18 protein-coding genes and 2 pseudogenes are annotated in these 23,778 nt (G+C 36.7%); 19 read left to right on the top strand and 1 reads right to left on the bottom strand.

Going from position 1 to position 23,778, the window contains the following annotated elements:
• The first annotated feature begins 24 nt into the window (after positions 1-24).
• The 5 genes and pseudogenes from pcrA to SRT_RS04480 all read left to right on the top strand — a co-directional run bounded on the left by pcrA (position 25) and on the right by SRT_RS04480 (position 6,321).
• On the top strand, positions 25-2,301 hold the full coding sequence (gene pcrA / locus SRT_RS04460; RefSeq protein ID WP_128833195.1) for a DNA helicase PcrA: 2,277 nt from the start codon (positions 25-27) through the stop codon (positions 2,299-2,301).
• Between the two features lie 362 nt (positions 2,302-2,663).
• Positions 2,664-3,944 carry an O-acetylhomoserine aminocarboxypropyltransferase/cysteine synthase family protein gene (locus tag SRT_RS04465; RefSeq protein WP_161940026.1) on the top strand — a complete coding sequence of 427 codons (1,281 nt, stop codon included), beginning with the start codon at positions 2,664-2,666 and terminating at the stop codon, positions 3,942-3,944.
• A gap of 11 nt (positions 3,945-3,955) precedes the next feature.
• Positions 3,956-4,696, top strand: a complete 741-nt coding sequence (locus SRT_RS04470; RefSeq protein WP_128833197.1) for a cyclase family protein — start codon at positions 3,956-3,958, stop codon at positions 4,694-4,696.
• A 336-nt stretch (positions 4,697-5,032) separates the two neighbouring features.
• Positions 5,033-5,744, top strand: a pseudogene (locus SRT_RS04475) (cytochrome c biogenesis CcdA family protein).
• 13 nt (positions 5,745-5,757) lie between these two features.
• Positions 5,758-6,321, top strand: a complete 564-nt coding sequence (locus SRT_RS04480; protein ID WP_128833198.1) for a TlpA family protein disulfide reductase — start codon at positions 5,758-5,760, stop codon at positions 6,319-6,321.
• A 114-nt stretch (positions 6,322-6,435) separates the two neighbouring features.
• Here SRT_RS04480 and SRT_RS04485 read toward each other — a convergent pair whose 3' ends face one another.
• The gene (locus SRT_RS04485) at positions 6,436-6,993 is read right to left on the bottom strand and encodes a TetR/AcrR family transcriptional regulator (protein WP_128833199.1); all 558 of its coding nucleotides are present in this window, start codon (positions 6,991-6,993) and stop codon (positions 6,436-6,438) included.
• A gap of 114 nt (positions 6,994-7,107) precedes the next feature.
• Between SRT_RS04485 and SRT_RS04490 the strand changes: the two genes are divergently transcribed.
• The 14 genes and pseudogenes from SRT_RS04490 to SRT_RS04555 all read left to right on the top strand — a co-directional run bounded on the left by SRT_RS04490 (position 7,108) and on the right by SRT_RS04555 (position 23,654).
• Complete coding sequence (locus tag SRT_RS04490; protein ID WP_128833200.1) at positions 7,108-7,809, top strand: ABC transporter ATP-binding protein; 702 nt, start codon at positions 7,108-7,110, stop codon at positions 7,807-7,809.
• Between the two features lie 15 nt (positions 7,810-7,824).
• Positions 7,825-10,458, top strand: coding sequence for an FtsX-like permease family protein (locus tag SRT_RS04495; RefSeq protein WP_128833201.1), 2,634 nt, complete (start codon positions 7,825-7,827; stop codon positions 10,456-10,458).
• A gap of 193 nt (positions 10,459-10,651) precedes the next feature.
• Entirely contained in the window at positions 10,652-11,263 is a 612-nt protein-coding gene (locus SRT_RS04500; RefSeq protein ID WP_128833202.1) for a TetR/AcrR family transcriptional regulator, read from the top strand.
• Between the two features lie 10 nt (positions 11,264-11,273).
• A complete protein-coding gene (locus tag SRT_RS04505) occupies positions 11,274-13,046 on the top strand; it encodes an ABC transporter ATP-binding protein (RefSeq protein WP_128833203.1) in 1,773 nt (590 codons plus the stop codon).
• Positions 13,039-14,784 carry an ABC transporter ATP-binding protein gene (locus SRT_RS04510; protein ID WP_128833204.1) on the top strand — a complete coding sequence of 582 codons (1,746 nt, stop codon included), beginning with the start codon at positions 13,039-13,041 and terminating at the stop codon, positions 14,782-14,784. Before SRT_RS04505 ends, SRT_RS04510 begins: the two co-directional genes overlap by 8 nt.
• Positions 14,785-15,062: 278 nt before the next feature.
• Positions 15,063-15,854 carry an abortive infection family protein gene (locus SRT_RS04520; RefSeq protein WP_128833205.1) on the top strand — a complete coding sequence of 264 codons (792 nt, stop codon included), beginning with the start codon at positions 15,063-15,065 and terminating at the stop codon, positions 15,852-15,854.
• Between the two features lie 112 nt (positions 15,855-15,966).
• Positions 15,967-16,476: a DUF262 domain-containing protein gene (locus SRT_RS10610; protein WP_252120209.1), complete on the top strand. Its 510-nt coding sequence runs from the start codon at positions 15,967-15,969 to the stop codon at positions 16,474-16,476.
• A 173-nt stretch (positions 16,477-16,649) separates the two neighbouring features.
• A complete protein-coding gene (locus SRT_RS10615; RefSeq protein WP_223214009.1) occupies positions 16,650-17,825 on the top strand; it encodes a hypothetical protein in 1,176 nt (391 codons plus the stop codon).
• 99 nt (positions 17,826-17,924) lie between these two features.
• Positions 17,925-18,494, top strand: a complete 570-nt coding sequence (locus tag SRT_RS04530; RefSeq protein ID WP_223213979.1) for a hypothetical protein — start codon at positions 17,925-17,927, stop codon at positions 18,492-18,494.
• A 619-nt stretch (positions 18,495-19,113) separates the two neighbouring features.
• Positions 19,114-20,367 carry a DUF2130 domain-containing protein gene (locus tag SRT_RS04535; RefSeq protein ID WP_128833206.1) on the top strand — a complete coding sequence of 418 codons (1,254 nt, stop codon included), beginning with the start codon at positions 19,114-19,116 and terminating at the stop codon, positions 20,365-20,367.
• Positions 20,368-20,373: 6 nt separating this feature from the next.
• Complete coding sequence (locus SRT_RS04540) at positions 20,374-20,805, top strand: GNAT family N-acetyltransferase (RefSeq protein ID WP_128833207.1); 432 nt, start codon at positions 20,374-20,376, stop codon at positions 20,803-20,805.
• Positions 20,806-20,966: 161 nt separating this feature from the next.
• Positions 20,967-21,878, top strand: coding sequence for a hypothetical protein (locus SRT_RS04545; protein ID WP_128833208.1), 912 nt, complete (start codon positions 20,967-20,969; stop codon positions 21,876-21,878).
• Between the two features lie 179 nt (positions 21,879-22,057).
• Entirely contained in the window at positions 22,058-22,291 is a 234-nt protein-coding gene (locus SRT_RS04550) for a DUF1858 domain-containing protein (protein ID WP_128833209.1), read from the top strand.
• Positions 22,291-23,654, top strand: a pseudogene (locus SRT_RS04555) (DUF438 domain-containing protein). The gene SRT_RS04550 and the pseudogene SRT_RS04555 overlap by 1 nt, the downstream one beginning before the upstream one ends.
• Positions 23,655-23,778 lie beyond the last annotated feature (124 nt).

The following is a 23,778-nucleotide window of genomic DNA, read 5'->3' on the forward strand; positions in this document are numbered from 1 at the left end:
TAGATTGATAGTTTGGAGAAGAAGATGAACCCTTTATTACATGGAATGAATGAAAAACAAGCACAAGCTGTGAAAACAACGGAAGGTCCGCTTTTGATTATGGCAGGTGCAGGGTCGGGTAAGACACGTGTTTTAACCCATCGTATTGCTTATTTAATTGATGAGAAGTTTGTCAATCCTTGGAATATTTTAGCCATTACCTTTACCAATAAAGCTGCGCGTGAAATGAAAGAGCGTGCTTTTGCTCTCAATGCTGCGACACAGGAGACTTTAATCGCGACTTTTCATTCTATGTGTGTACGAATTTTACGCCGTGATGCAGATCATATCGGTTATAATCGTAACTTTACCATTGTTGATCCCGGCGAACAACGCACGCTTATGAAGCGTATTTTTAAGAATTTTAATATCGATTCTAAAAAATGGAATGAGCGCGCTGTCTTAGCTACCATTTCCAATGCTAAAAATGATTTACTTGATGAAATCGCTTATGAAAATAGGGCGGGGGATCTGTATACGCAGCTTGTTGCTAAATGCTATAAGGCCTACCAAAGTGAACTGCGTCAATCGGAAGCTATGGACTTTGATGACCTCATTATGCTAACCTTGCGTCTTTTTGATAAGAATCCTGATGTTTTGGCTTATTACCAGCAGCGTTATCAATACATTCATGTGGACGAGTACCAAGATACCAATCATGCCCAGTATCAGCTGGTTAAGCTTTTGGCTTCACGTTTTAAAAATATCTGTGTGGTTGGGGATGCTGATCAGTCTATTTATGGTTGGCGTGGTGCTGATATGCAGAATATCCTTGATTTTGAGAAGGATTATCCTGAGGCTAAGGTAGTGCTCTTGGAGGAGAATTATCGTTCTACCAAGAAAATTCTGCAAGCAGCCAATGATGTTATTAAAAATAATCGCAATCGCCGTGACAAAAAACTATGGACACAAAATGATGATGGAGAGCAGATCGTTTATTATCGGGCAGATAATGAACGCGATGAGGCTGTTTTTGTTGCCTCAACCATTGATAATATTGTTCGTGAAATGGGGAAAAATTTTAAGGATTTCGCAGTCCTTTACCGTACCAATGCGCAGTCACGTACCATTGAAGAGGCTCTGCTTAAGTCCAATATTCCCTACACTATGGTTGGCGGGACTAAGTTTTACAGCCGCAAGGAAATTCGTGATGTTATTGCTTATTTGAATGTGATTGCTAACACTGCCGACAATATTTCCTTTGAACGTATTGTCAATGAACCCAAGCGAGGTGTTGGACCGGGAACTCTGGAAAAAATGCGTAACTTTGCCAATCTGCAGGGCATGAGTCTGTTAGAAGCTTCAGAAAACATCATGCTCTCCTCCATCAAGGGGAAGGCTGTACAAGCAGTTTATGAGCTGGCTAATATGATAATGGACTTGCGTTCTAAACTGGATCATTACAGTATTACAGAAGTTGTTGAAGCAGTTCTAGACAGATCTGGTTATCTTGAGGTTTTAGAGATTCAAAAGACTCTGGAAAGTCAGACTCGGATTGAAAATATAGAAGAGTTTCTTTCTGTTACTAAAAATTTTGACGATACGACTGATGATATTCCCGAAAACGAAACAGGTCTTGAAAGGCTAAGTCGCTTTCTTAATGATTTGGCCTTAATTGCTGATACAGATGATGCTGAAAGTGAGTCAGCTGAGGTTACCCTGATGACGCTGCATGCTGCTAAGGGACTGGAATTTCCAGTAGTTTTTCTTATTGGCCTTGAAGAAGGTGTATTTCCTTTGTCGCGTTCTATGGAAGAAGAAAGCGAACTGGAAGAAGAGCGCCGTCTGGCTTATGTTGGAATCACGCGAGCAGAACAAATGCTTTTTATCACCAACGCTAATTCTCGCACACTTTATGGCCGTACGAGCTATAATCGTGAGAGTCGCTTTATTCAGGAAATTTCGGAAGATTTGCTAGCGCATCAGGGATTGGCACGTCCAGCCAGAGCTTCCTTTAAGGTTAGTTATCAAGATAGCAATGAAACGAAATTTGGTCAAGGAATGAGTCTGGCTCAGGCTTTACAGGCTAGAAAAGCTGCCTCACAGCCTAAGAAGGCTCCATTTTTAAATAGCAAGGATGATCAGAAAGAACACATTGATTGGCAAATTGGCGATACTGCTCATCATAAGAAATGGGGAGATGGCACTGTCTTAGACGTTTCGGGTAGCGGAAGTGCTCAGGAACTAAAAATTAAATTCCCAGAAATTGGCTTAAAAAAAGTCTTGGCTAGTGTAGCACCGCTTGAGAAAAAAGAGATGTAAAAAGAGAATAGGGTAGACAGCTATGATTGTTTATTGATCAGGGCTATCTAATCTATTCTTTTATTGTGTTTAAGCTGAGGGCTTGTATTCATAATTTTTTGATAGCTTTCTTGGGTGGCAAGAATAAAAAATGAGACACAACGCTGGTTATTGGCAGCTTTCTGGTTATTGGCAGTTTTTTTGTACTGGCTCGGATATAAGGTGAAAGATTTTTTATCCTGCCTCCGCAAAGCTGATAAGGAAAAGTTTCATCGTTTTATTGTTATAGTTTATAACTATAGGTCAGGATAAGTAATAGGAAATAGTCATTTGCCAAATAATGGAGTAGAATGGAGCTAATTAATGATAAAAGGAGAGCTTCCATGACTCGAGAATTTTCTTTTGAAACGTTACAATTACATGCGGGACAAAGTGTTGAACCTACAACAAAATCGCGTGCAGTACCAATCTATCAGACGACTTCCTATGTATTTAATGATGCACAAGATGCTGAAGATTCTTTTGCCCTTCGGACACCTGGCAATATTTATACGCGGATCACTAATCCGACTACAGCCGTTTTTGAAGAACGGATGGCTGCTCTTGAAGGTGGTGTCGGTGCACTGGCAACAGCTTCTGGTATGGCAGCAGTAACTTATATTGCCTTGGCTCTTGCTCATGCAGGCGATCATATTGTGTCAGCAACGACAGTTTACGGTGGTACTTTTAATCTTCTTAAGGAGACTTTACCTCGCTATGGCATTACTACAAGTTTTGTTGATGTTGCTAATTTCGCTGAAATTGAAGCGGCTATTACAGACAAGACTAAGTTTATCATCGCTGAAACATTAGGGAATCCCCTTGGAAATGTCGCGGACCTTAAAAAACTAGCTGAGATTGCCCATCGGCATGCTATTCCTTTGGTTATTGACAATACCTTCGGTACCCCTTATTTGCTTAATGTCTTTTCTTACGGTGTTGATATTGCTGTTCATTCTGCCACTAAATTTATTGGTGGACATGGGACATCTATTGGTGGTGTCATTGTTGATTCTGGAAACTTTGATTGGGAGAAGTCAGGGAAATTCCCACAATTTGTAGAACCAGATCCTTCCTATCATGACATTAGTTATACACGTGATATTGGCAAAGCAGCCTTTGTGACTGCGGTGCGTACGCAACTGCTGCGTGATACAGGTGCCTGCCTTTCACCTTTCAATGCCTTTCTTTTGTTGCAAGGTCTAGAAACCTTATCATTGCGTGTGGAGCGTCATGTGGAAAATGCTAAGAAAATTGCATACTATCTAGAAAATCATCCTAAAGTCACAAAAGTTAATTATGCTAGTTTGCCATCAAGTCCTTATTATGACTTGGCTCAAAAATACTTGCCAAAAGGAGCTAGTTCTATCTTTACTTTTAATGTTGCAGGCGGTGCGCAAGCCGCCCGCAAGGTCATTGACAGTCTTGAAATCTTCTCTGATCTGGCAAATGTTGCTGATGCCAAATCACTAGTTGTTCATCCGGCAACAACCACTCATGGTCAAATGACTGAAGAAGATCTACGAGCTTGCGGTATTGAACCTGAACAAATCCGTGTTTCTATTGGCTTGGAAAATGCTGATGACTTAATCGAAGATTTGCGCCTAGCACTTGAAAAAATATAAGGGGGGAACCAATGACAACACTTCAAGAAGCCTATCTTGCTTTTAAATCTGCCCAAATTATTGATTTAACCCATCAAATAAATGAAAATAGCCCTCATTTTCCTTTGTTGCCTGCTTTAGAGAAAAAAGATCTCTTTACCTTAAAAGATGGTTTTCATATCCAGCAATTTACGGTTGTTGGGCAATATGGCACGCATATTGATGCTCCTATTCATTTTGTTGAAGACGGTGCTTGGTTAGATGAACTTCCTTTGGAAGATCTTCTTTTACCGATGTATGTCATAGATAAGTCACGGGCTGTTGCTGATAATCCCAACTATGAATTGAACAAGGCTGATATTCTTACCTTTGAGGAAGAGTTTGGTCAAATTGAAGAAGGGGCTTTTGTTGCTTTTCGCAGTGATTGGTCAAAACGCTGGCCTAGTCAAGATGAATTTAGAAATCTTGATGCTGCAGGTGCTCAGCAGACACCTGGATGGAGTCATGAAGCCTTGGAATTTCTCATTCATGAACGTCATGTAAAAGCAGTAGGACACGAAACGTTTGATACAGACAGCGGCCAAGCAGCTGCTGAAAATGGAAAATTAGTTGAGGAATATTATCTGCTGGATCAGGGAATTTATCAATTGGAAGTTTTAAACAATCTTAATCTCCTGCCTGCTACTGGTAGTTTCATTTCGATTTCTTATCCTCATTGGGAAAAAGCAACAGGTTCTCCTGTTAGAGCTATAGCTTATATTGCGCGAAATTAGAAAAAAGAGAGTGGGCGAGCTGACAGTTTTTGGATGGGCGCTCCACTCTTTTGTATGAAATTATGCTTTTGTTTATATGATAACAGAGCAAAAAGGAACCGATAGCAATTTGTATTGTATTGGATATAGAAATAAAATGATGTCAATTTGTTTAAAAAGATTCTGCTGTTGCTTTAAACTGTAATCTGCCTTTAAAATCTTTTTAAAGTTTAAAAGGGTATTTTTGCTATAATGAAAAAGTAAGAATAACAGCTTGTAATGGTGATTAAAGGGAAGTGATTTTGTTTAATCCTTATTTTAATTCTATTGCATTTACAGAAACAGGTAGGAGAGCATATGAATTTTCAGCATATTACTATTTTGACACTGTTTATTGAAGGCCTTCTATCATTTTTCTCTCCTTGTGTTTTGTCTATTCTGCCAGTTTATATTGGCATCTTGGCTGGTCAAGGAGAAGAGAAGCAATCTGGAGAAATGATTTGGGATAGACGAAAAGTCTTTACCAATACATTCTTATTTATTTCTGGCATAGCAGCGACCTTTTTCATTCTGGCTTTTGCTAGCAGTTTTATTAGTCAATTTTTTCAAAGTCATATTCAATTTCTTCAAAATTTGGGCGGAATCTTGATTCTTATTATGGGACTAGTACAGGTAGGCCTCATTAAATCTCGCTTTTTTAATAGGGAATATTCAGCTAAGAATAAAGTCTATCAAGCAGGGCAAAAAGTAACCCCTCTCATTGCTTTTTTAATGGGGTTTACTTTAGTTTTCTTGGACACCTTGTATTGGTCCGATTTTAGCCAGTGTCTTCTTATATGCTAGCACCCATCAAGGCATCTACAGTGTTTTACTCATTTTGATTTACTGTTTAGGATTTGTTATTCCCTTTGTTTTGATTGCGCTTTTCTCGCAGAGGGTAATGATCATCTTTAAGAAACAAAAACGATTTTTAAAATACACCAAATTATTTTCAGGAATTCTTCTTATTCTCATTGGGATTTCTATCTTAACAGGATCATTTGCTAAAATAGCACACTTATTTAATTAAAAAGGAGATAGTTATGAAAAAGATTATTTTACCATTAGCTCTCGGTGTTACCTTATTAGGAATTGGATTAACAAATGAGACAACGTCTTTAGCACAAGGCAAGACATTTCCAAAAATAGTTCAAACGGCTAAAAATCCAGCACCTGTATTCAAATTAAAAAATAAAAAAGGCAAAACAGTCAGTCTGTCCGACTATAAGGGGAAAAAAGTTTATATCAATGTTTGGGCAACTTGGTGCGAACCTTGTATGAGAGAAATTCCAGATTTAGAAAAAATCTATCAGACTTATAAACATAAAAAAGATTTTGTCTTCTTGTCTGTAACATCGCCAAATGATTCCAAATATAAAAACAGTGATCCGATTGACAAGGATAAGAACACTATCTTATCTACAGCTAAAGATAAAGGCATTACTTATCCGATTCTCTATGATTATCAGGATAATTTTGTACAGGCATATGGTATTCGTTCTGTTCCAACCCATATTTTTATCAATAGTGATGGCAACCTGTCAAGAAAAATCGCTGGTGGTCTTGATGAGGACTCTCTTAAATATTACCTGAAAAAATTGAAGTAACTAAATTCCCCTCTCTTTAGTAGGCGGGATGGGCCTTATTTGACTCTGATGTTTCTTTGTTATCAGGTGAAAATAGACAGCTGCTTGTTGAGTGAGTGATAATAACTAAACTTTTCAAGTTTTTTGATAAAAACCTCGGATGACTAAGAACATATCCGCAAGTTCTTGAGGGGATTCTTGGGCACCAGTGCTAATCCAGTGTATGTAAAGGCTCTCAATGCTAGCAGCATAAGTGACAAGCATATATTCTTTTGATAATCCTAGACCAGAATTAATAGAATCATAAAAGAAACTAGGATTTTCGGTTATCAGCTCTTTAATAAAATACCGTGTTCTCTGAGAAAAGTTAATCTGAATAATTCGAGATAAGGCATACATGAATTTCTGTTGACTTTGCAGATAAGTTAGAGCTTGAATAAGATTTTCCCGAAGTCCTCCATTTGCCGAATTAAGCATTAAATACTCTTTAAAATCCCTTGTTACTTCATGAGCCAATTTATCAACGAGGTCATACTTATCTTGGTAATGAAGGTAAAAAGTACTTCGATTGACTTGCGCCTTTTCAGTGATTTTTCGAATAGTAATGCTATTAAAATCTGAATTTTCCAGCAGCAGCTCTGTAATAGCTGCTTTTAATTTGGCTTTGCTTTGTGTCTGGCGTTTTTGAATCATATTTTCTCCTTAAATAGACATTTGTCTATATAATGATGCTTGTTTTTAACTTGCAATCATTATATACTAAAACAAAAGTTAAATCAACATATGTCTAGATAAGGAGATTTTCTTATGGCTTATATTGAAATGAAACATTCTTATAAACGTTATCAGATGGGTGAAACCCAAATCATTGCCAATGATGATATTAGTTTTGAAATTGAAAAGGGGGAACTTGTTATCATTTTAGGTGCATCAGGTGCTGGAAAATCAACGGTTTTAAATATTTTGGGTGGAATGGATAATAATGATGAAGGTCAAGTCGTGATTGATGGTGTCAATATTGCAGACTATAATCAAAAGCAGATGACCGCTTATCGCCGCAACGATGTTGGCTTTGTCTTCCAGTTTTATAATTTGGTACCTAATTTAACTGCTAAGGAAAATGTTGAGTTGGCTTCGGAAATCGTTAGTCATGCTAAAAATGCAGAAGAAAGCTTAAGAGAAGTAGGTTTGGGAGAGCGTTTAAATAACTTTCCGGCACAATTATCTGGCGGTGAACAGCAACGAGTATCCATTGCGCGTGCCCTTGCTAAAAATCCTAAATTACTTTTATGTGATGAACCGACAGGTGCTCTGGATTATCAGACAGGAAAACAAATTCTTAAACTCTTACAAGATATGTCTCGCCAGAAGGACTCAACTGTTGTTATTGTAACCCATAATTCTGCCTTAGCACCACTAGCTAATAGAGTTATTTATCTGCACGACGCTAAGGTAAAAGATGTGAAAATCAATGATCAGCCTCAAGATATTAGAACTCTGGAATATTAAGGAGGTGTCTTCCTTATGAAAAAGAGAATCTATTGGAAAACAATTTATGCAGCTTTGCTGCAATCTAAGGGACGCTTTATTTCCATCATGCTGTTGATGTTTTTAGGTTCCTTTACCTTTATTGGTTTGAAGGCAACGAAACCCAATATGCAAACTTTGGCAAGAAATTACCTGCAAACCCACCGAACGGCAGATTTGTTTGTCACAGCTAGCTCTGGTTTTAGTAAAGCCGATCAGACAGAACTGAATAACATCAAAAATGCCCAAATAGACTTTGGCCAAGTAACAGATATGACACTCGCAGGAAAAGATGACGCCATGCGTGTCTTTTCTAAGACTCAAACCCTTTCAACTTATCATGTGAAGTCAGGACATTTACCTAAAAAGGCTGATGAAATCGCCTTAATTTCAACCTTGAAAAAAGACTATAAAATAGGAGATACTTTGACTTTTCAATCTTCTGAGAAATCTCTTTTAAAGAGAAGAAAATTCAAAGTGGTTGGCTTTATCAATTCATCGGAAATATGGTCCACTTTAAACTTAGGCTCATCAACAGCAGGTGATGGGACGCTATCAAGCTATGCTCTGGTCACCCCATCAGCCTTTGCTAACAAGACCAATACCTTAGCGCGCATTCGTTACAATACCCTAAAGAATAGGAATCCTTTTTCTGATGATTACAGCTCAAAAGTTAGTCATTATCAAGATGACTTAGATAAGTTGTTAGAAGATAATGGCAAGAAACGCTTAATAGAGTTAAAGAAAGCACCACAGGCAAAAGTTAATCAAAGTAAGCAAGCCTTATCAGCAGCTAAAGAGCAACTGCAAGAAAAGAAAGCAGCCATCAATGCCTTACCAGCCTATCAACAAGAGCGGGCACAAGCATCTCTTCAAGAGGCAAGTCAGCAAGTTGCTCAGAAAGAAAAGCAAATTCAAAATACTCAGACTAAAATTGATGCTATAGTGGAGCCTACTTACAGTACTTATACACGCTCCACCATGTTAGGTGGTGAAGGCTATACGGTTTACAATTCTAATGCCAATAGTATGGGAAATCTTGGCAATATCTTCCCTGTCGTCTTATACGCTGTTGCGGCTTTGGTTACCTTTACGACCATGACACGTTTTGTGGATGAAGAAAGAACCAATTCAGGTGTTTTCAAAGCTTTAGGCTATTCAAATCAAGATGTGATTCGAAAATTTCTCGTTTACGGTTTTGTGGCTAGTCTGCTAGGGACAACTCTAGGTATTCTCGGAGGCCATTATCTTTTGGCAAGAATCGTTGCTCAGATTTTTACAGGTAAAATGACACTTGGCAGTCCTCATCTTGCTTTTTATTGGTCTTATAGTCTCCTTGCTATTCTCTTAAGTCTTATCAGCGCTGTCTTACCAGCTTATTTAATTGCCAGACGAGAATTGAGTGAAAAACCCGCTCAGTTATTGCTCCCCAAGCCACCGATGAGAGGGGCAAAGATTTTTCTAGAGCGCTTGAGTTTTATTTGGAACCATTTGAGTTTTACTCATAAGGTGACGATACGGAATATCTTTCGCTATAAACAGCGGATGCTGATGACCATCTTTGGTGTTGCAGGTTCCGTTGCTCTGCTCTTTTCAGGACTTGGCATACAGTCTTCCTTAGGAACAGTTATTAAGGAACAATTTACGCAGTTAACACCTTATCATCTAGTAGTAAGCAAGAAGGATGGGACTGAGAATGATCAGGACTTGGCAGATTTTTTGAAATCAAAAGAGGTCTCTAGCTACCAAAGCCTTTATTATACCCATATCATGGAAGAAATCCCACGTATTAAGGATCGCCAGTCTATTGCCATTATGGCATCAGATAAAAAAGACTTTACGAATTTTGTCCATTTAAAGAATGTTGATTCTGGTCATTCGTTGACTTTGCCGAAAGAAGGTGTCCTAATTTCTGAAAAATTAGCTCATTTTTACAATGTTAAAGCAGGTGATAGCTTTAGACTCAAAGATAACAAGGGTGAGAAACGGCAAGTCAAAGTAGCGGCAGTGGTTAAGATGAATGCTGGCCATTATCTCTTCATGACCAAGTCTGCTTATCAAAAGGTTTTTGCTGAAAAGCCAGACAATAATGCTTATTTTATCAATCTAAAGAAGGATTCTGTTTCTCATATTAAAGATACAGCAACAAAGCTTTTAGCCATGACTGGTGTTGCCTCAGTCACGCAAAATACAGCCCGCATGAAGACAATCAAGACCATTGTGACATCGCTAAATGCTGCTATGACTGTCTTAGTTATTAATACCATTCTCTTAGCTCTTGTTATTCTTTATAATTTAACCAATATCAATATTGCAGAACGTATTAGAGAACTCTCAACTATTAAGGTTCTTGGATTTTACAATGGAGAAGTAACACTCTATATCTATCGCGAAACCATTGTTCTTTCTTTAGTAGGAATTGTTCTCGGTTTACTGGCAGGACGTTATTTGCATCAATTTATTATGGAAATGATTGGTTCAGATAGTGTCATGTTTGGCACAACAGTTGATGGTACGGTTTATCTTATTCCTGCTTTCTTTATCCTGCTGATTTTGCTCATTTTGGGTTGGCTGGTCAATCGTCGTCTGAAAAATCTCGATATGCTAGAAGCTTTGAAGTCAGTGGATTGATCTGGAAATGATATAAACAGTATGATTTTACAGAAAAAAAGAATGCTTTTCTTGTTTTGTAATACAAACAGTTTCTTAAGACTGTTTGTATTATCATTTTTTGAATTTAAACTAAAATAGTATTTAAAAAAAGCCGAGCTTCTGATATAATGGTATCAATATGATAACAGTGTTATCAAAAAGGAGATGATCTATGGTTAAAAAAGATGAAACCTTAAATTTGGAAATTTTAAATAGTGCCAAGAAAGAATTTCTAACATATGGCTATCAAGAAGCTTCTTTACGTCGAATTTGTAAAAATGCTGGTGTAACAACAGGAGCTCTCTATAAACGCTATTCAGGGAAAGAAGCTTTGTTTGGTACCCTTCTTGAACCTACTGTGCAAGCAATAGAGATGATGAAACAAAAGTATCTGCAAAATGATTATCAATTGTTAAGAGAAAATAGGCTGTCACAAATGTGGAACAAATCTTTAGATGAATTGACTGACATCATGCATTTCATCTATGACCACGAAGATAGCATGCGTTTATTACTCTTTAAATCTCATGGGTCAACATTTGAAACTTTTCAGCAGCAAATGATTGAAGAGTTGACCGATAGCACCTATCATTATCTTGAGCAAGCTCATCAAGAAGGAAAAATTTCTCATGTCCTTGACAAGTCCCAGCTTCGTTTAACCATGACTGCCTATTATAAGGCTATTATCCAGCCTTTGGAGCAGGGATGGTCTTATCAAGAAGCGCTTTTGGCTTGTCAAACCATTATTAAACTCTTTAATTGGTCTCGCTTACTAGGCTTTTAAAGGAGGTACTATGAAGAAAAAATCAACAATGGCATGGATTTCTGAGTTCATTGCCCCCTATAGATTTTATTACATAGCAAGTGTGCTTTTGGCCTTTGCTTCGGTTATTTTTGGTTTTCTGCCTTATTTTTATATTGGACAGATTATTCGTAATTTGCTCAATGGGCTTAAAGATGAGCAAGTTTATTTACAGGCATGTCTGTGGATGGCAGTCTTTTGGCTAGTTTATGCCATCTGCCATGCCTTGTCAACCGCCCTTTCTCACAAGGCTACTTTTGTTGTCCTAGCAGATATTCGTTTTCGTTTAACAGAGAAATTAGCTAAGATTCCTTTAGGCTCTGTTCTTGGACAATCATCTGGATCCTACAAAAATATTATCGTTGAGCGGGTTGATGCTGCTGAAACAACTTTAGCTCACATTATTCCGGAATTTACAGCAGCTTTAATTGGTCCCTTAATTGCCCTTTTCTATATGATGAAGTTGGATTGGCGGTTGACCCTTTTGTCTCTTTTAACGCTGCCAATTGGCATTTTATTTTATGCTAATATGCTGCGCAAAAGTAAAGGTGATTACGAAAATACAGTGGTCAAGACCAAGGCTTTGAACGATACAGCCGTTGAATATATCAATGGTATTGAAGTGATCAAGGTATTTGGGAAGGAAAAATTCTCCTATCAAAAATTTGTCACAGCAGCTAAGGAAGGAGCTGATTGTTTTATTGAATGGATGCGTAAGTGTCAATTTGATATGGCGGCAGTCACTGTTATTATGCCCTCTGTCTTTATGATTCTTTTGCCTGTTGGCACTTACTTTGTTTACAGTGGTAGTTTATCCCAAGACAATTTCATTTTACTGTTGATTTTATCAATGGGGCTTTTAACTCCTTTAATAACGCTGGGGAGTTATATGGATGATATCAGAAAAGTCCATACCATTTTTGGTGAAATTACCGAAATTTTAGAACGTCCGGATTTAAAGCGTCCACAAGAATTGTCTCAGGAGTTACATGAAAGAGATATTATTTTGAAAAACGTTTCTTTCGCCTATGAAAAAGGCAAAGAGGTTCTACACGATATTTCTTTGACCATCAAGTCAGGAACCGTTAATGCTTTGGTCGGCCCTTCAGGATCTGGTAAGTCTACTCTGGCCAAATTAATGGCTTCTTTCTGGGATGTTAAATCAGGCAGCATTTCCTTTGGTGGGCTGGATATCAGAAAAATTCCGTTAGAAGATTACAGTCAATGGATTGCCTATGTTTCTCAAGATAATTTTCTTTTTAATGACAGTATTTTGGAGAATATTCGCTTGGGAAAACCCTCTGCAAGTGATGAAGAAGTTTACCAAGTTGCTAAAGATTGCGGTTGTTATGATTTTATTATGGATCTGGAAAATGGTTTTGCAACGCAGGTTGGTAGTTCTGGTGGCAGTCTATCTGGCGGTGAACGCCAAAGAATAGCTATTGCCAGAGCTATGCTAAAGGATGCCCCTGTTGTTATTTTGGATGAAGCGACTGCTTATACAGATCCCGAAAATGAAGCGCTGGTGCAATCAAGCATCGTACAGTTGGTTAAAGATAAGACCTTGATTGTGATTGCCCATCGCCTCTCAACCATTGCCGATGCGGATCAGATTGTTTTGGTAAATGAAGGGCATCTAGAGGCAACAGGTACACAAGAAGAATTATTAAGTTCAAGTGACCTCTATCAAAAGATGTGGCAAGCGCATTTATCAGTCAGAGATACAGACCAAGATGAAAAGATAGGAGGTCTGGCTCATGCTTAGTATTTTAAAACGTTTTTTTGATTTTTGTACAGAAGAAGATCGTAAAAAATTCTATACTTCCCTTGTTTTAGGACTGCTAAAAGCGATGATAGGAGCCATGCGGATACCAGCCATAGCCCTTGTTTTGAATGCTTTGATTATCAATAAACTGTCAATGACGGTTATTTGGCAGGCAACAGGTATTTTGCTGCTGTCTCTTGTGCTCAATATCTTTGTCACCTTAAAGATAACCATGCTGCAAACTGAAGCTGGCTATCATACCTGTGCGCAAAAGCGCATTGAGATTGCTGAGCACATTCGTTATCTGCCTATGGGTTATTTCAATCAAAATAGTTTGGGAAAAATTACCAGCATTACAACCAATACTTTGGAAAGTTTATCTAATATTGCCACACGAGTGGTGATGGTAACGACACAAGGATTCTTGACAACTGCCGTTATTACACTTTTTGTTTTGCTTTATGATTGGCGGATTGGCTTGATTTTAATTGCAGGCTTGGCAGTCTTTCTCCTGCCTAATGGCTTAATGCGCAAGCAGGCTAGTGCTGTAACTCCTATTAAGCAAAAAGCCGATACTGACTTAGTGGATGTTGTTTTAGAATATGTTCAAGGTATCGCCGAGGTAAAAAGTTTCAACATTACCAAACAATCGTCTAAAAAGTTGTCAGCAACCATTTTTGCCAAAAGAGATGCAGATATAAAAATGACCCTAGTCACTGTTCCTTGGATTGCTGTTCAAAACATCATTACCAAATTAACAGGAGTTGCCATGTGCGGGGCAGCTATTTGGTTTTATTTACAAGGCAGCATGGACTTGCTGATCTGTATAATGATGGTTATCAGTGCTTATATGGTTTATGAAAGTTTGGATGGTGTTAGCGGTTTTTCTTCCCTCTTAAGGGCTGTTGATTTGGCGGTGGAACTGGTCCAAGAAGTCTTCAATTTGCAACCAATGAACACCAAAGGACAAGATATCCAACCACAAACCAGCACTCTGCAACTCGATCAGGTCACTTTTTCTTATGGAAAACGTCCAATCATCGAAAACCTTTCCCTGACTATTCCTGAAAAAACACGAACAGCCATTATCGGCCCTTCAGGTTCTGGTAAGACGACCCTTTGTCATCTGATGGCGCGTTTTTGGGACCTTGACAGCGGCAGTATTCGTTTGGATGGACACCTACTGACAGACTATAGTTATGATAGTTTGATTCGCAATTTCAGTTTTGTTTTCCAAAATGTCTATCTTTTTGAAGATACGATTGAAAATAATATCAAATTCGGACGGCAAGAGGCCAGTCATGAAGACGTCGTTGCGATTGCCAAAAAAGCTAGATGTCATGATTTTATTATGAACTTGCCAAATGGCTATGAAACTGTTGTTGGTGAAGCAGGAGCCAGTCTGTCTGGAGGTGAAAAACAGAGAATTTCCATTGCGCGTGCCATGATGAAAGATGCACCAATCATTATTCTTGATGAAGCTACGGCCAATATAGATCCTGAAAATGAAGCAGAACTCATGACAGCTATTGATGAATTGACTCAAGGTAAAACCATTATCATGATTGCCCACCGTCTGAAAACTGTTGAAAATGCAGATCAAATTGTTGTCCTTGACAAAGGGCAGATTGTCCAACAAGGCAAGCATGATGAATTGGCCCAACAAGCAGGCCTCTATCGTGACTTTATCACAACAAAAAAAGAAGCTCTTTCATGGAAACTAGCAACGGAAAGTTAGCTGCCAAAAGAGTGACTAGATAGTGAAACAAAAAGGAGAGAACCATGAAAAACATGCTTCTCTCCTTCTTTTTATGAGCAAGCAAATGCAAAACGTTTTTAAATGTCAACTGACATTAAGGCGGAATTTTTGAATAACGGTCAAAAATAAATTTACATTAGATTAATTTTTTATGATGGATAACATTAATAGCATCAAAGCACCAACCCCAGTGCTTTTTTGCCTTGATTGGGGTATAATAGGAGTGTTTGAAACTATTATGATATAGGGAGTATATAATGGAATACAAAATTTCCCCAGTTTACAGAATGAAATTATTAGAAAAAGTAGAAAAAGAAATTTGGAATCGGTATAAAAGTTATAAAGATGTTGAGCAGTATATGAAACTTAATCAGATATACGATGGGTTTGGGCAAGTTGATTTTGATATTTCTTATTTCAGTGAAGGGAAGAATAAGGAGAAAATTAACCTAATTGAAACATTAAGGGTGATTGCTCAAGATATACCAGATAAATTATTAAAAATGGCCATTGACTTAGGGATTGAAACACCGGACTACATTCCATCTATTCCTACTTTTCGAAATGAACTGAAAGCAGACTATAAAAATGCTTCGACAAGTTTTGAAAAAGCATTCCAAAATATAGAGGAAGACCCTGCTGAATCGGTAGGATATGCAAACTCGGTTCTTGAGAGCATTATCAAGGAAATTTTAAAAGATCAGAGATTTGATATTGATGCGACAAAATTAACAAATGGTAAATTAGTAAAAGCAATTTTAAAGGAATTTGGATTAAATCCTAATAGTCCTCAAATGCCTGATGAAATAAAGAGTATTGGAAGTTCTCTTACGACTGTTTCAAAAGCTATTGAGGATTTGCGGAGTGATAAGACATCATTTCATGGTCATGATTCGGAGAAGTATCTTATTGATGAACCTTTATATGCTTATTTTATTGTCAATGCCTGTGCAACTGTTGGGTTATTTTTGATAAATTTTTACGAAAAGAAATTTCCAAAGGAAGTAGAGCTTGTTAACAATGATGAATGGGATGATTTGCCGTTTTAACAAATATCATTAAATAATTATTTATCTAGTTCTCAATGAAGAAAGTGTATAATTTAGTATTTTATACTCAAGCAAATTAATAATAACAGTATAGAAACGAGAGGAAAAATTAATGACTTTTACAACAGAAACTCGAACAATAAGTGATATTTTCCAAAGATCAGTTGAATACAGTATTCCTAGATATCAAAGAAACTACGTATGGAAGGAAATAAATTGGAAAGAATTACTAGTAGATATCAGATTTACAATGGATAATGGAAGTGATATTTCTTGGTCACATTTTTTAGGAACTATAGTTCTTAACAAAATCGATAGTGAGAAAGGGATTGATAGATATGAAATAATTGATGGTCAACAGAGACTAACTACAATTTATATCTTAATAATAGCAATTTATAATAGATTAAATCTGATTAATGATGAAGTATCCAAAAATAGAGGGAAATATATTTTCGATTCATTTATATCAAGTTTGAATAATGAATCAACGAGGATTCCCGTGATAAAAAATGAGGATTTTGATAAGGATATCAAGGAAATAATCGATTCTGCTCGACCCAAAAATAATATAAGGATTCCCAAAACAATAACTATTATAAATTATATACCTATTTCGTAAATAGCTTTAAGGAGAAAGATTATTCAGAGATTTCTAGATTTCTAGATAAATTATTAAGTGCTAATGTCGTTGAAATTATCTCTGGGCAAGAAGAAGAAATTTACAATATATTTGAAGTACTAAATGCAAGAGGACAAAAATTAAAACAAATTGAATTGTTAAAAAATCATATTATGAAATATATACAGCCAAGAAATGAAGATTTTATTGATAAGGCTAAAGTGCAATGGAAAACTGTAGAAGATAATGCTAATAAGTTGAATAATCCAGATATTCTTATCAACCATTTTGCTAAATGCTATATTAGAAAACAAGCTGATAAATCTGATCTAGTTTATCGGCTTATAAAAGAAGAAGTTGCGATTAGAGAATTATCTCTATTTTTAAATAAATTATCGGAATATTCAAAAGTATATATAAAGATTTCTGATAAAAATTCCACAGATCGTACTATTAAATATTTTAATATTAAAAGGAACCAACAGGTTAGACCACTATTAAGTGCAATATATTTACTTGAAAATAGGAATATTATTAACAGTGAAATAAGAGAACAGTCAACAATTATGATAAGAAACTATTTTTTTGCATTTAATACATATAGGTTATCAAGTAATAGAATGGAAAAAACAATCAATAAATTATCATATGATATTTATCATTCTAAATACGAAGCCGAGTTTAAAATGTATCTTACTGATTTTTTCTGTTCTGCAAAAGATATCTTACCTGATGGAGATATTAAGAATGCTTTCTTTGAAAATAAGACATTTCGTTTCTCAAACAAGGATGAAACTCTTTCTAAAAATAGGAATATCATAAGATATATTTTAAGCGAACTTTATAGTTTAGAACAGTTTGACACGAATATTCCAACTCATTCTATAACAATTGAACATTTATTAGGTGATGATGGATATACAGACAATTCGTTATTGCAAAATTTAACTTTAACAACTGCCGAAATAAATTCAGATGATCTTGGAAACAAAGATTTATCAACAAAATTGGAAATACTGGCAGATAAGTCAACTATTCGTTCTAATCAGAAATTAAAAGATTATCTTAACGAAAATGGGGATTTTGATTTTGAATCAAGAAAAAATGATATTTTAAATCAACTTTTTCAAAGGGTGTTTGTATTCAATCCATATTTATTCCATATAAATGAATATGATACTAAGGAATTTTTTGAAATCTACAAACTTTTAGAGGAAAAAGATCAGCAAGAGTTACTTGATTTGCTTAGGAAGAATGGTAAGAATTTTGAAAATGTGCTACAGAATGATCCTGATTTAAAAGATGAGCTAGCTATTTATGAAGAACTAAGAGAAAATAAGAAAATTTAAAGGGAATATTATCATATTTAACGATTAAATATCTCGAAATAGTTAAGATTTGATAGATCAAATTATTTTCAAAAGAGTAATAAAGCAAGGAAGAACAATATGAGTATCAATAAACCAAAAAGTTTTGAGGATTTTTTCTATTCTAAAAATAATACTATCAAAAATGTGGAAGAAGTAAGTGATTATGCGGATAAACACAACAATTCTATTGAGCCATATGATAATTACATGTTTTGTCCAGAGTGCCATGTAGCAAAGCTATCTTTTGTGCATAAAACTTTGCAAAAAAGGGCATTTTTAAGAAAAATTCCATCAACTGATCATGGGAGGAAATGCTCTTACAGATATGATTATGCTTCTAAGAAGACAACGATAGAATATTTTACCCAATTACAGAATTATCAAGTGAAAGATAAGATTGATTCAATGATGAGATTGTTATTTAAAAGTCATAATTCAGAAGATGAACTCAGTAATTTTACGGGAAAACGATCTACTGATTTTGAAGACAATCCGATGACTATAACCAATGTGTCAAAAGATAATAAAGTTTTAAAAAGTCTGAGAAGAAAAAGATTTTCTGTTTGGTTTGACAAGGCAGACATTAATAATTTATATGTTTTTTATGGTAAAGTAAAATTAAAAGTTATTAAAAAAGAAAAGAAATAAGTTTGGGAAAGAATATATATTTTATAATTTAAATATATATACCCAAAATAAAAAAGGGGATTGGAACTATAAGACCTCAATCTACCGTGGTGGTTGGGAAGATCGTAATATTCAAGAAGATAAAGTGTATAAGGTAGTTGCTATAGGGAAGTTAAATTTTGATTATGGTAAGTTTCCTCAAATTGAATTGGTCAATAAAAATAAAGATGCCTTCCTCTATAAAGAAATCTAAAATTATTAGTCTGATTAGTTATAATAACATCTAAGCATCGCTTTGTTCTTCTACCAAATAACATGGGTCTATTGTAATGTGTTTCTTTATAGGTAATCGGTAACCAAAGCAACAATTCAAATTCTTTTATCGAATTTATATTGGAAGCTATTTTAGAGACCTTGCCAGGAGTATTCGCTCAAGGAAGTGAGCGATAAAGAAGAAAAAGTCTTTAAACAGGTTCAGGCATATCTTAACTAGTCACGATTTTATAAGGGGTAAAGATTTGCAAGAGCTGACAAGATTGAGTCTTGTAAGTGCTAGACGTTGCTTGGTAGGGTTTACTTAGTTAGGTTTATTGGATTCTAAAATCAGTAAGGATAGAAGGTATCAATCAAAGGAGAAATTATGAACGAAATCAAATGTCCGCACTGCGGAACAGTTTTTACTATTAATGAAACAGAGTATAGTCAGCTTTTGGCTCAGGTGCGAGGGGCAGAGTTTGAAAAGGAGATCCATGAGCGTCTGCAGCGGGAAACGGCGCTTTTGGAGGAAAAATCCAAGAATGAATTGCAGGTTAATCTTAATGATAAGGACAAGGAGATTGCTGATTTACGGGCGCAATTAGATAAGTTATCCGACAAGAATGCGCTGGAACTTGCTAATGCCTTATCTGAGAAAGACAAGGAAGTGCAGAGTCTGCAAAATCAAGTGGATAAATTGCGTTTGGAGCATGAAAATCAGCTGCAAAAAACAGTCGCTCAGGTTGAAAAGGAACGCGATGAAGCCCAAAATCAATTGGTGGTGCAGGAAAAAGAATCTGAACTATCCTTAGCTGCGGTGCGCAGCGATTACGAAGTGCAGCTCAAGGCTGCCAATGAACAAGTTGAGTTCTACAAAAACTTTAAGGCACAGCAATCGACCAAGGCCATTGGTGAAAGTTTGGAAACATACGCTGAAAGTGAGTTTAACAAGGTCCGCTCTTACGCCTTTCCTAATGCTTATTTTGGCAAGGATAATGAGGTGTCATCTGCTTCTGGTTCCAAGGGGGACTTTATCTTTCGTGAAGCTGATGAGAATGGGGTTGAGGTTCTTTCTATCATGTTTGAGATGAAAAACGAGGCTGATACGACCAAGACCAAGCATAAAAACAGTGACTTTTATAAGGAATTGGACAAAGATCGCAGAGAGAAAAAGTGTGAGTATGCCGTTCTTGTGACCATGTTGGAGGCTGATAATGATTACTTTAACACAGGCATTGTTGATGTCAGCCATGAGTATGAGAAAATGTACGTAGTGCGGCCGCAGTTCTTTATTCAGTTGATTGGACTTTTGCGCAATGCGGCGCTCAATTCGCTTAAGTATAAGCAGGAGTTAGCTTTAGTCCGTGAACAAAACATTGACATTACGCATTTTGAAGATGATTTGGAAACCTTTAAGAATGCCTTTGCCAAGAACTACAATTCAGCTAGTAAAAATTTCCAAAAGGCCATTGATGAAATTGATAAGGCCATTAAGCGTATGGAAGCGGTTAAGTCCGCTTTGACTACCAGTGAAAATCAGCTGCGCCTAGCCAACAATAAACTGGACGATGTCTCTGTTAAAAAACTAACCCGCAAAAATCCAACCATGAAGGCTAAATTTGAAGCACTAAAGGAATAAGTTCTTATGGAAATTAGAAATTATCAGGCTTCCGATATTGAAGAACTAGTACCTTTGTATGCTGATTTAGGTTATCCAACAACTGCTGAGGTTCTAAGAAAAAGACTGGGTATCTTGTTACATCAGCCTAGTTATCAGCTGCTAGTGGCAGTTCTTGACGGAAAACTAGTTGGTTTGATTGGCTTTTCAAAAATGTATTTTTTTGAGCGTGATGGCTTTTATTATCGTATTCTTGCCTTAGTTGTCGGTACAAACTATCGCAATCAGGGTGTGGCCAGTTGCTTGATTGATGAAGTCAGGGAACAGGCTTGTCTTAAAGGCGCTTTCGCCTTGGTATTGAATAGCGGTATCACAGCTGAACGTAGCGAGGCACACCAGTTTTACCAAAATTATGGCTTTAAAAAGGCAAGTTACGGTTTTGCTTTGGAGTTGCCTTAGTTAGGGTGGTATAGAAATTGCTGGTTAAGAGGCTGATTTATGAAATCTTGAAAAAGTGATAAGGGAGTAGCGACAGCAATAATAAAGTAAGTTTAAGAGAGTTTATAGTATTAGGTCAAGATAAGTTCTGTTCTCATCAGCTTTCAAACAAGGAGATTTCAATGAAAAGACCATTTCGCCTGCTAATAATTAGCTTATTTTGTTTATCTATTCTTATGTTTATTGGGATTTTTGCCAGCAAAGTGAGACCAACGAAGGCAACATTAAAGAAGGATGTGCAGCTCTATGGTATCACAATAGATGATTCTTGGTATGATAGGGTTAAAACGGATGATATTGTAGCAGCGCTAAAGGCTATGCCTGTCAAGCCAACGGTCAGAATTGTCATGTCAAAGGACAGTTCTCCAAAGTCTTATGTTAATTTGTTCCGAAAGCTTCATCGGGTGGCTTATGTTATGGCCTGTCCAGTTGATTCCTATGAGATGAACTTATATAAGGATGTCAATACTTATCAAAAGCGTTTTGCGGATGCTTATCACTATTTGTCATCTTATACGGATATTTGGGAAATTGGCAATGAAATTAACGGTACTGACTGGATAAAGCAGAAGGATACCTTGATTACCAAGAAAATAAAGGCAGTTTACCAAACAATCTCTTCTGCTGGTGGCAAGACTGCTTTGACCTTTTATTATGAAAATCCTAAGTATGACCATGATATGATAGCTTGGATTAAGAAAAATATTCCTCCTGAGATGCGCTCAGGTGTTGATTATAGTTTTGTTAGTTATTATGAAGATGATAATGAAGGTTATCAACCAGATTGGCAGAGTGTTTTTAATCAGCTACAGAATCTGTTTCCAAATTCAAATGTCGGTATGGGTGAATGCGGCAATACAGCGGATAATGCGACCGAAAACAGTAAAATTGCGATGGCAAAGAGGTATTATACCATGCCTAAATATACCAAACATTATGTTGGTGGCTATTTCTGGTGGGAATGGGTACAAGATTGTGTGCCCCATGACAATAATCCCATTTATGATGCCATTAACAAGAGTTTGAAAAAGTAATAGTTTTAGAAAAGAGCGGCCTTGGTTCTTTTGTATCTCCCAAGAAGACCTTTGTTATAAAAGATCCGAAAACCATTGAGAGACAAATGAAAGCAGTAAAAAAATTAATGTTTTCTGGCTTTTTCACCATTTTCCGTTATAATAAAGTTATCAAAAATATGAGAATATGAGGTATTCTTATGAATAATACAATAGATTTATCAAAACCAGTTGCACAAACGATCAAAGAACATCCCGAAGTCAAGGATATTCTGGTGGAACTGGGCTTTAAACCTTTGGCAAATCCTGCCATGCTCAATACAGTCGGTAAAGTAACAACCTTGTTGGCTGGCTCAAAAATGACACGAATTCCTTTGGAAAAAATTAAACAAACTTTGGAATTTAATGGCTATGAAGTGATTGGAGACGAATGATGGCAGATGAAAGAATTGAAGTCTTAAAAGACATTTTATTGGATCTTCATCACGGTGCTAGTGAAGAGTCTGTTCAAGAGCGTTTTAATCAGCATTTCAAGGGCGTTTCCGCTATTGAGATTTCCATGATGGAACATGAGCTCATGAATGCTGATACGGGCATTACCTTTGAAGATGTTATGGGACTTTGCAATGTTCATGCCAAACTTTTTAAAGGTGCTATTGCCGATGTTGATGTGCCAGATGCTGAGCAAGAAGGGCATCCTGTCAAGGTTTTCAAGGATGAGAATTTAGCTTTACGCGCAGCTATCATGCGTATCCGTCGTATTATTGAAAATTATGCCAAACCCGAAAACGAGGACTTTCATCAGGAAATTCTGAAGGGGCTTAAGCATCAATTTGATTTACTGGGACAATTTCATCATCATTATACCCGCAAGGAAAAACTCTTTTTCCCAATCATGGAGCGCTATGGGCACGATTCACCACCTAAGGTTATGTGGGGTGTTGATGATGATATTCGTGATCTTTTTAAAGATGCCAAAGCGGCTTTAGCTAAATTGCCTGATGGCTCTATTGAAGAACTTTCTCAAAAACTTGAAGCCTTTGCCAAGGAATTTGAAGAGATGATTTTCAAGGAAGAAGCTATTCTCCTCATGATTCTCTTGGAATCTTTCACTCAGGACGATTGGCTGCAGATTGCTAGCGAGAGTGACGCTTACGGTTATGCCATTCTCAAGCCGACTGAAAAATGGATTCCTCACCGTGAGTCTTTTGAACAATCAGCTGGCGCAGACACTTCTGACAATCAACTGGCTGACGCTCTAAATCAAGTGCAAGATGACAATTCACCTGAGGGGACCAATACAAAAATCATCAACACACCAGAAGGTCAATTTACTATCACTTTTAAACCGAAAGAAAAGAAGAAGCGGTAGACCGTAGGACTCAACAGCCCTTTGGCAATGGTTATCTATCTGTTGATCAGGCTAATCTCATTCTCAATCATCTGCCCCTAGAAATTACCTTTGTCAATAAAGATGATATTTTCCAATATTATAATGACAGTGTCCCTGCAGCAGAAATGGTTTTTAAACGCACACCAAGCCAAGTTGGCCGCAATGTGGAGCTCTGCCATCCGCCAAAAGTCTTGGATAAGGTTAAGAAGGTTTTTGAACTCCTGCGCAGCGGTCAGCGCGATAAAGTGGAAATGTGGTTTCAATCTGAACGCCTAGGTAAATTTGTCTATGTGACCTATGCGGCTGTTCGTGACCAAGCAGGTGATTTTCAAGGTGTCCTTGAGTACGTGCAAGACATCAAACCATTCTTTGAACTAGATAGTGATTTCAATCGAGATATATAGGTGGAACGACAAAAGGTCTGAGATCAGACAGTATGTCTCTCAGTTGTTGGATACTTGTTCAACAATTGGAAGATATATCATTATGATCCAGACTTTTTGTTTTATTGTTGTGAAATAAATGCCA

Origin of the sequence: Streptococcus troglodytae (genome assembly GCF_002355215.1) — a bacterium.
Lineage (GTDB): Bacteria > Bacillota > Bacilli > Lactobacillales > Streptococcaceae > Streptococcus > Streptococcus troglodytae.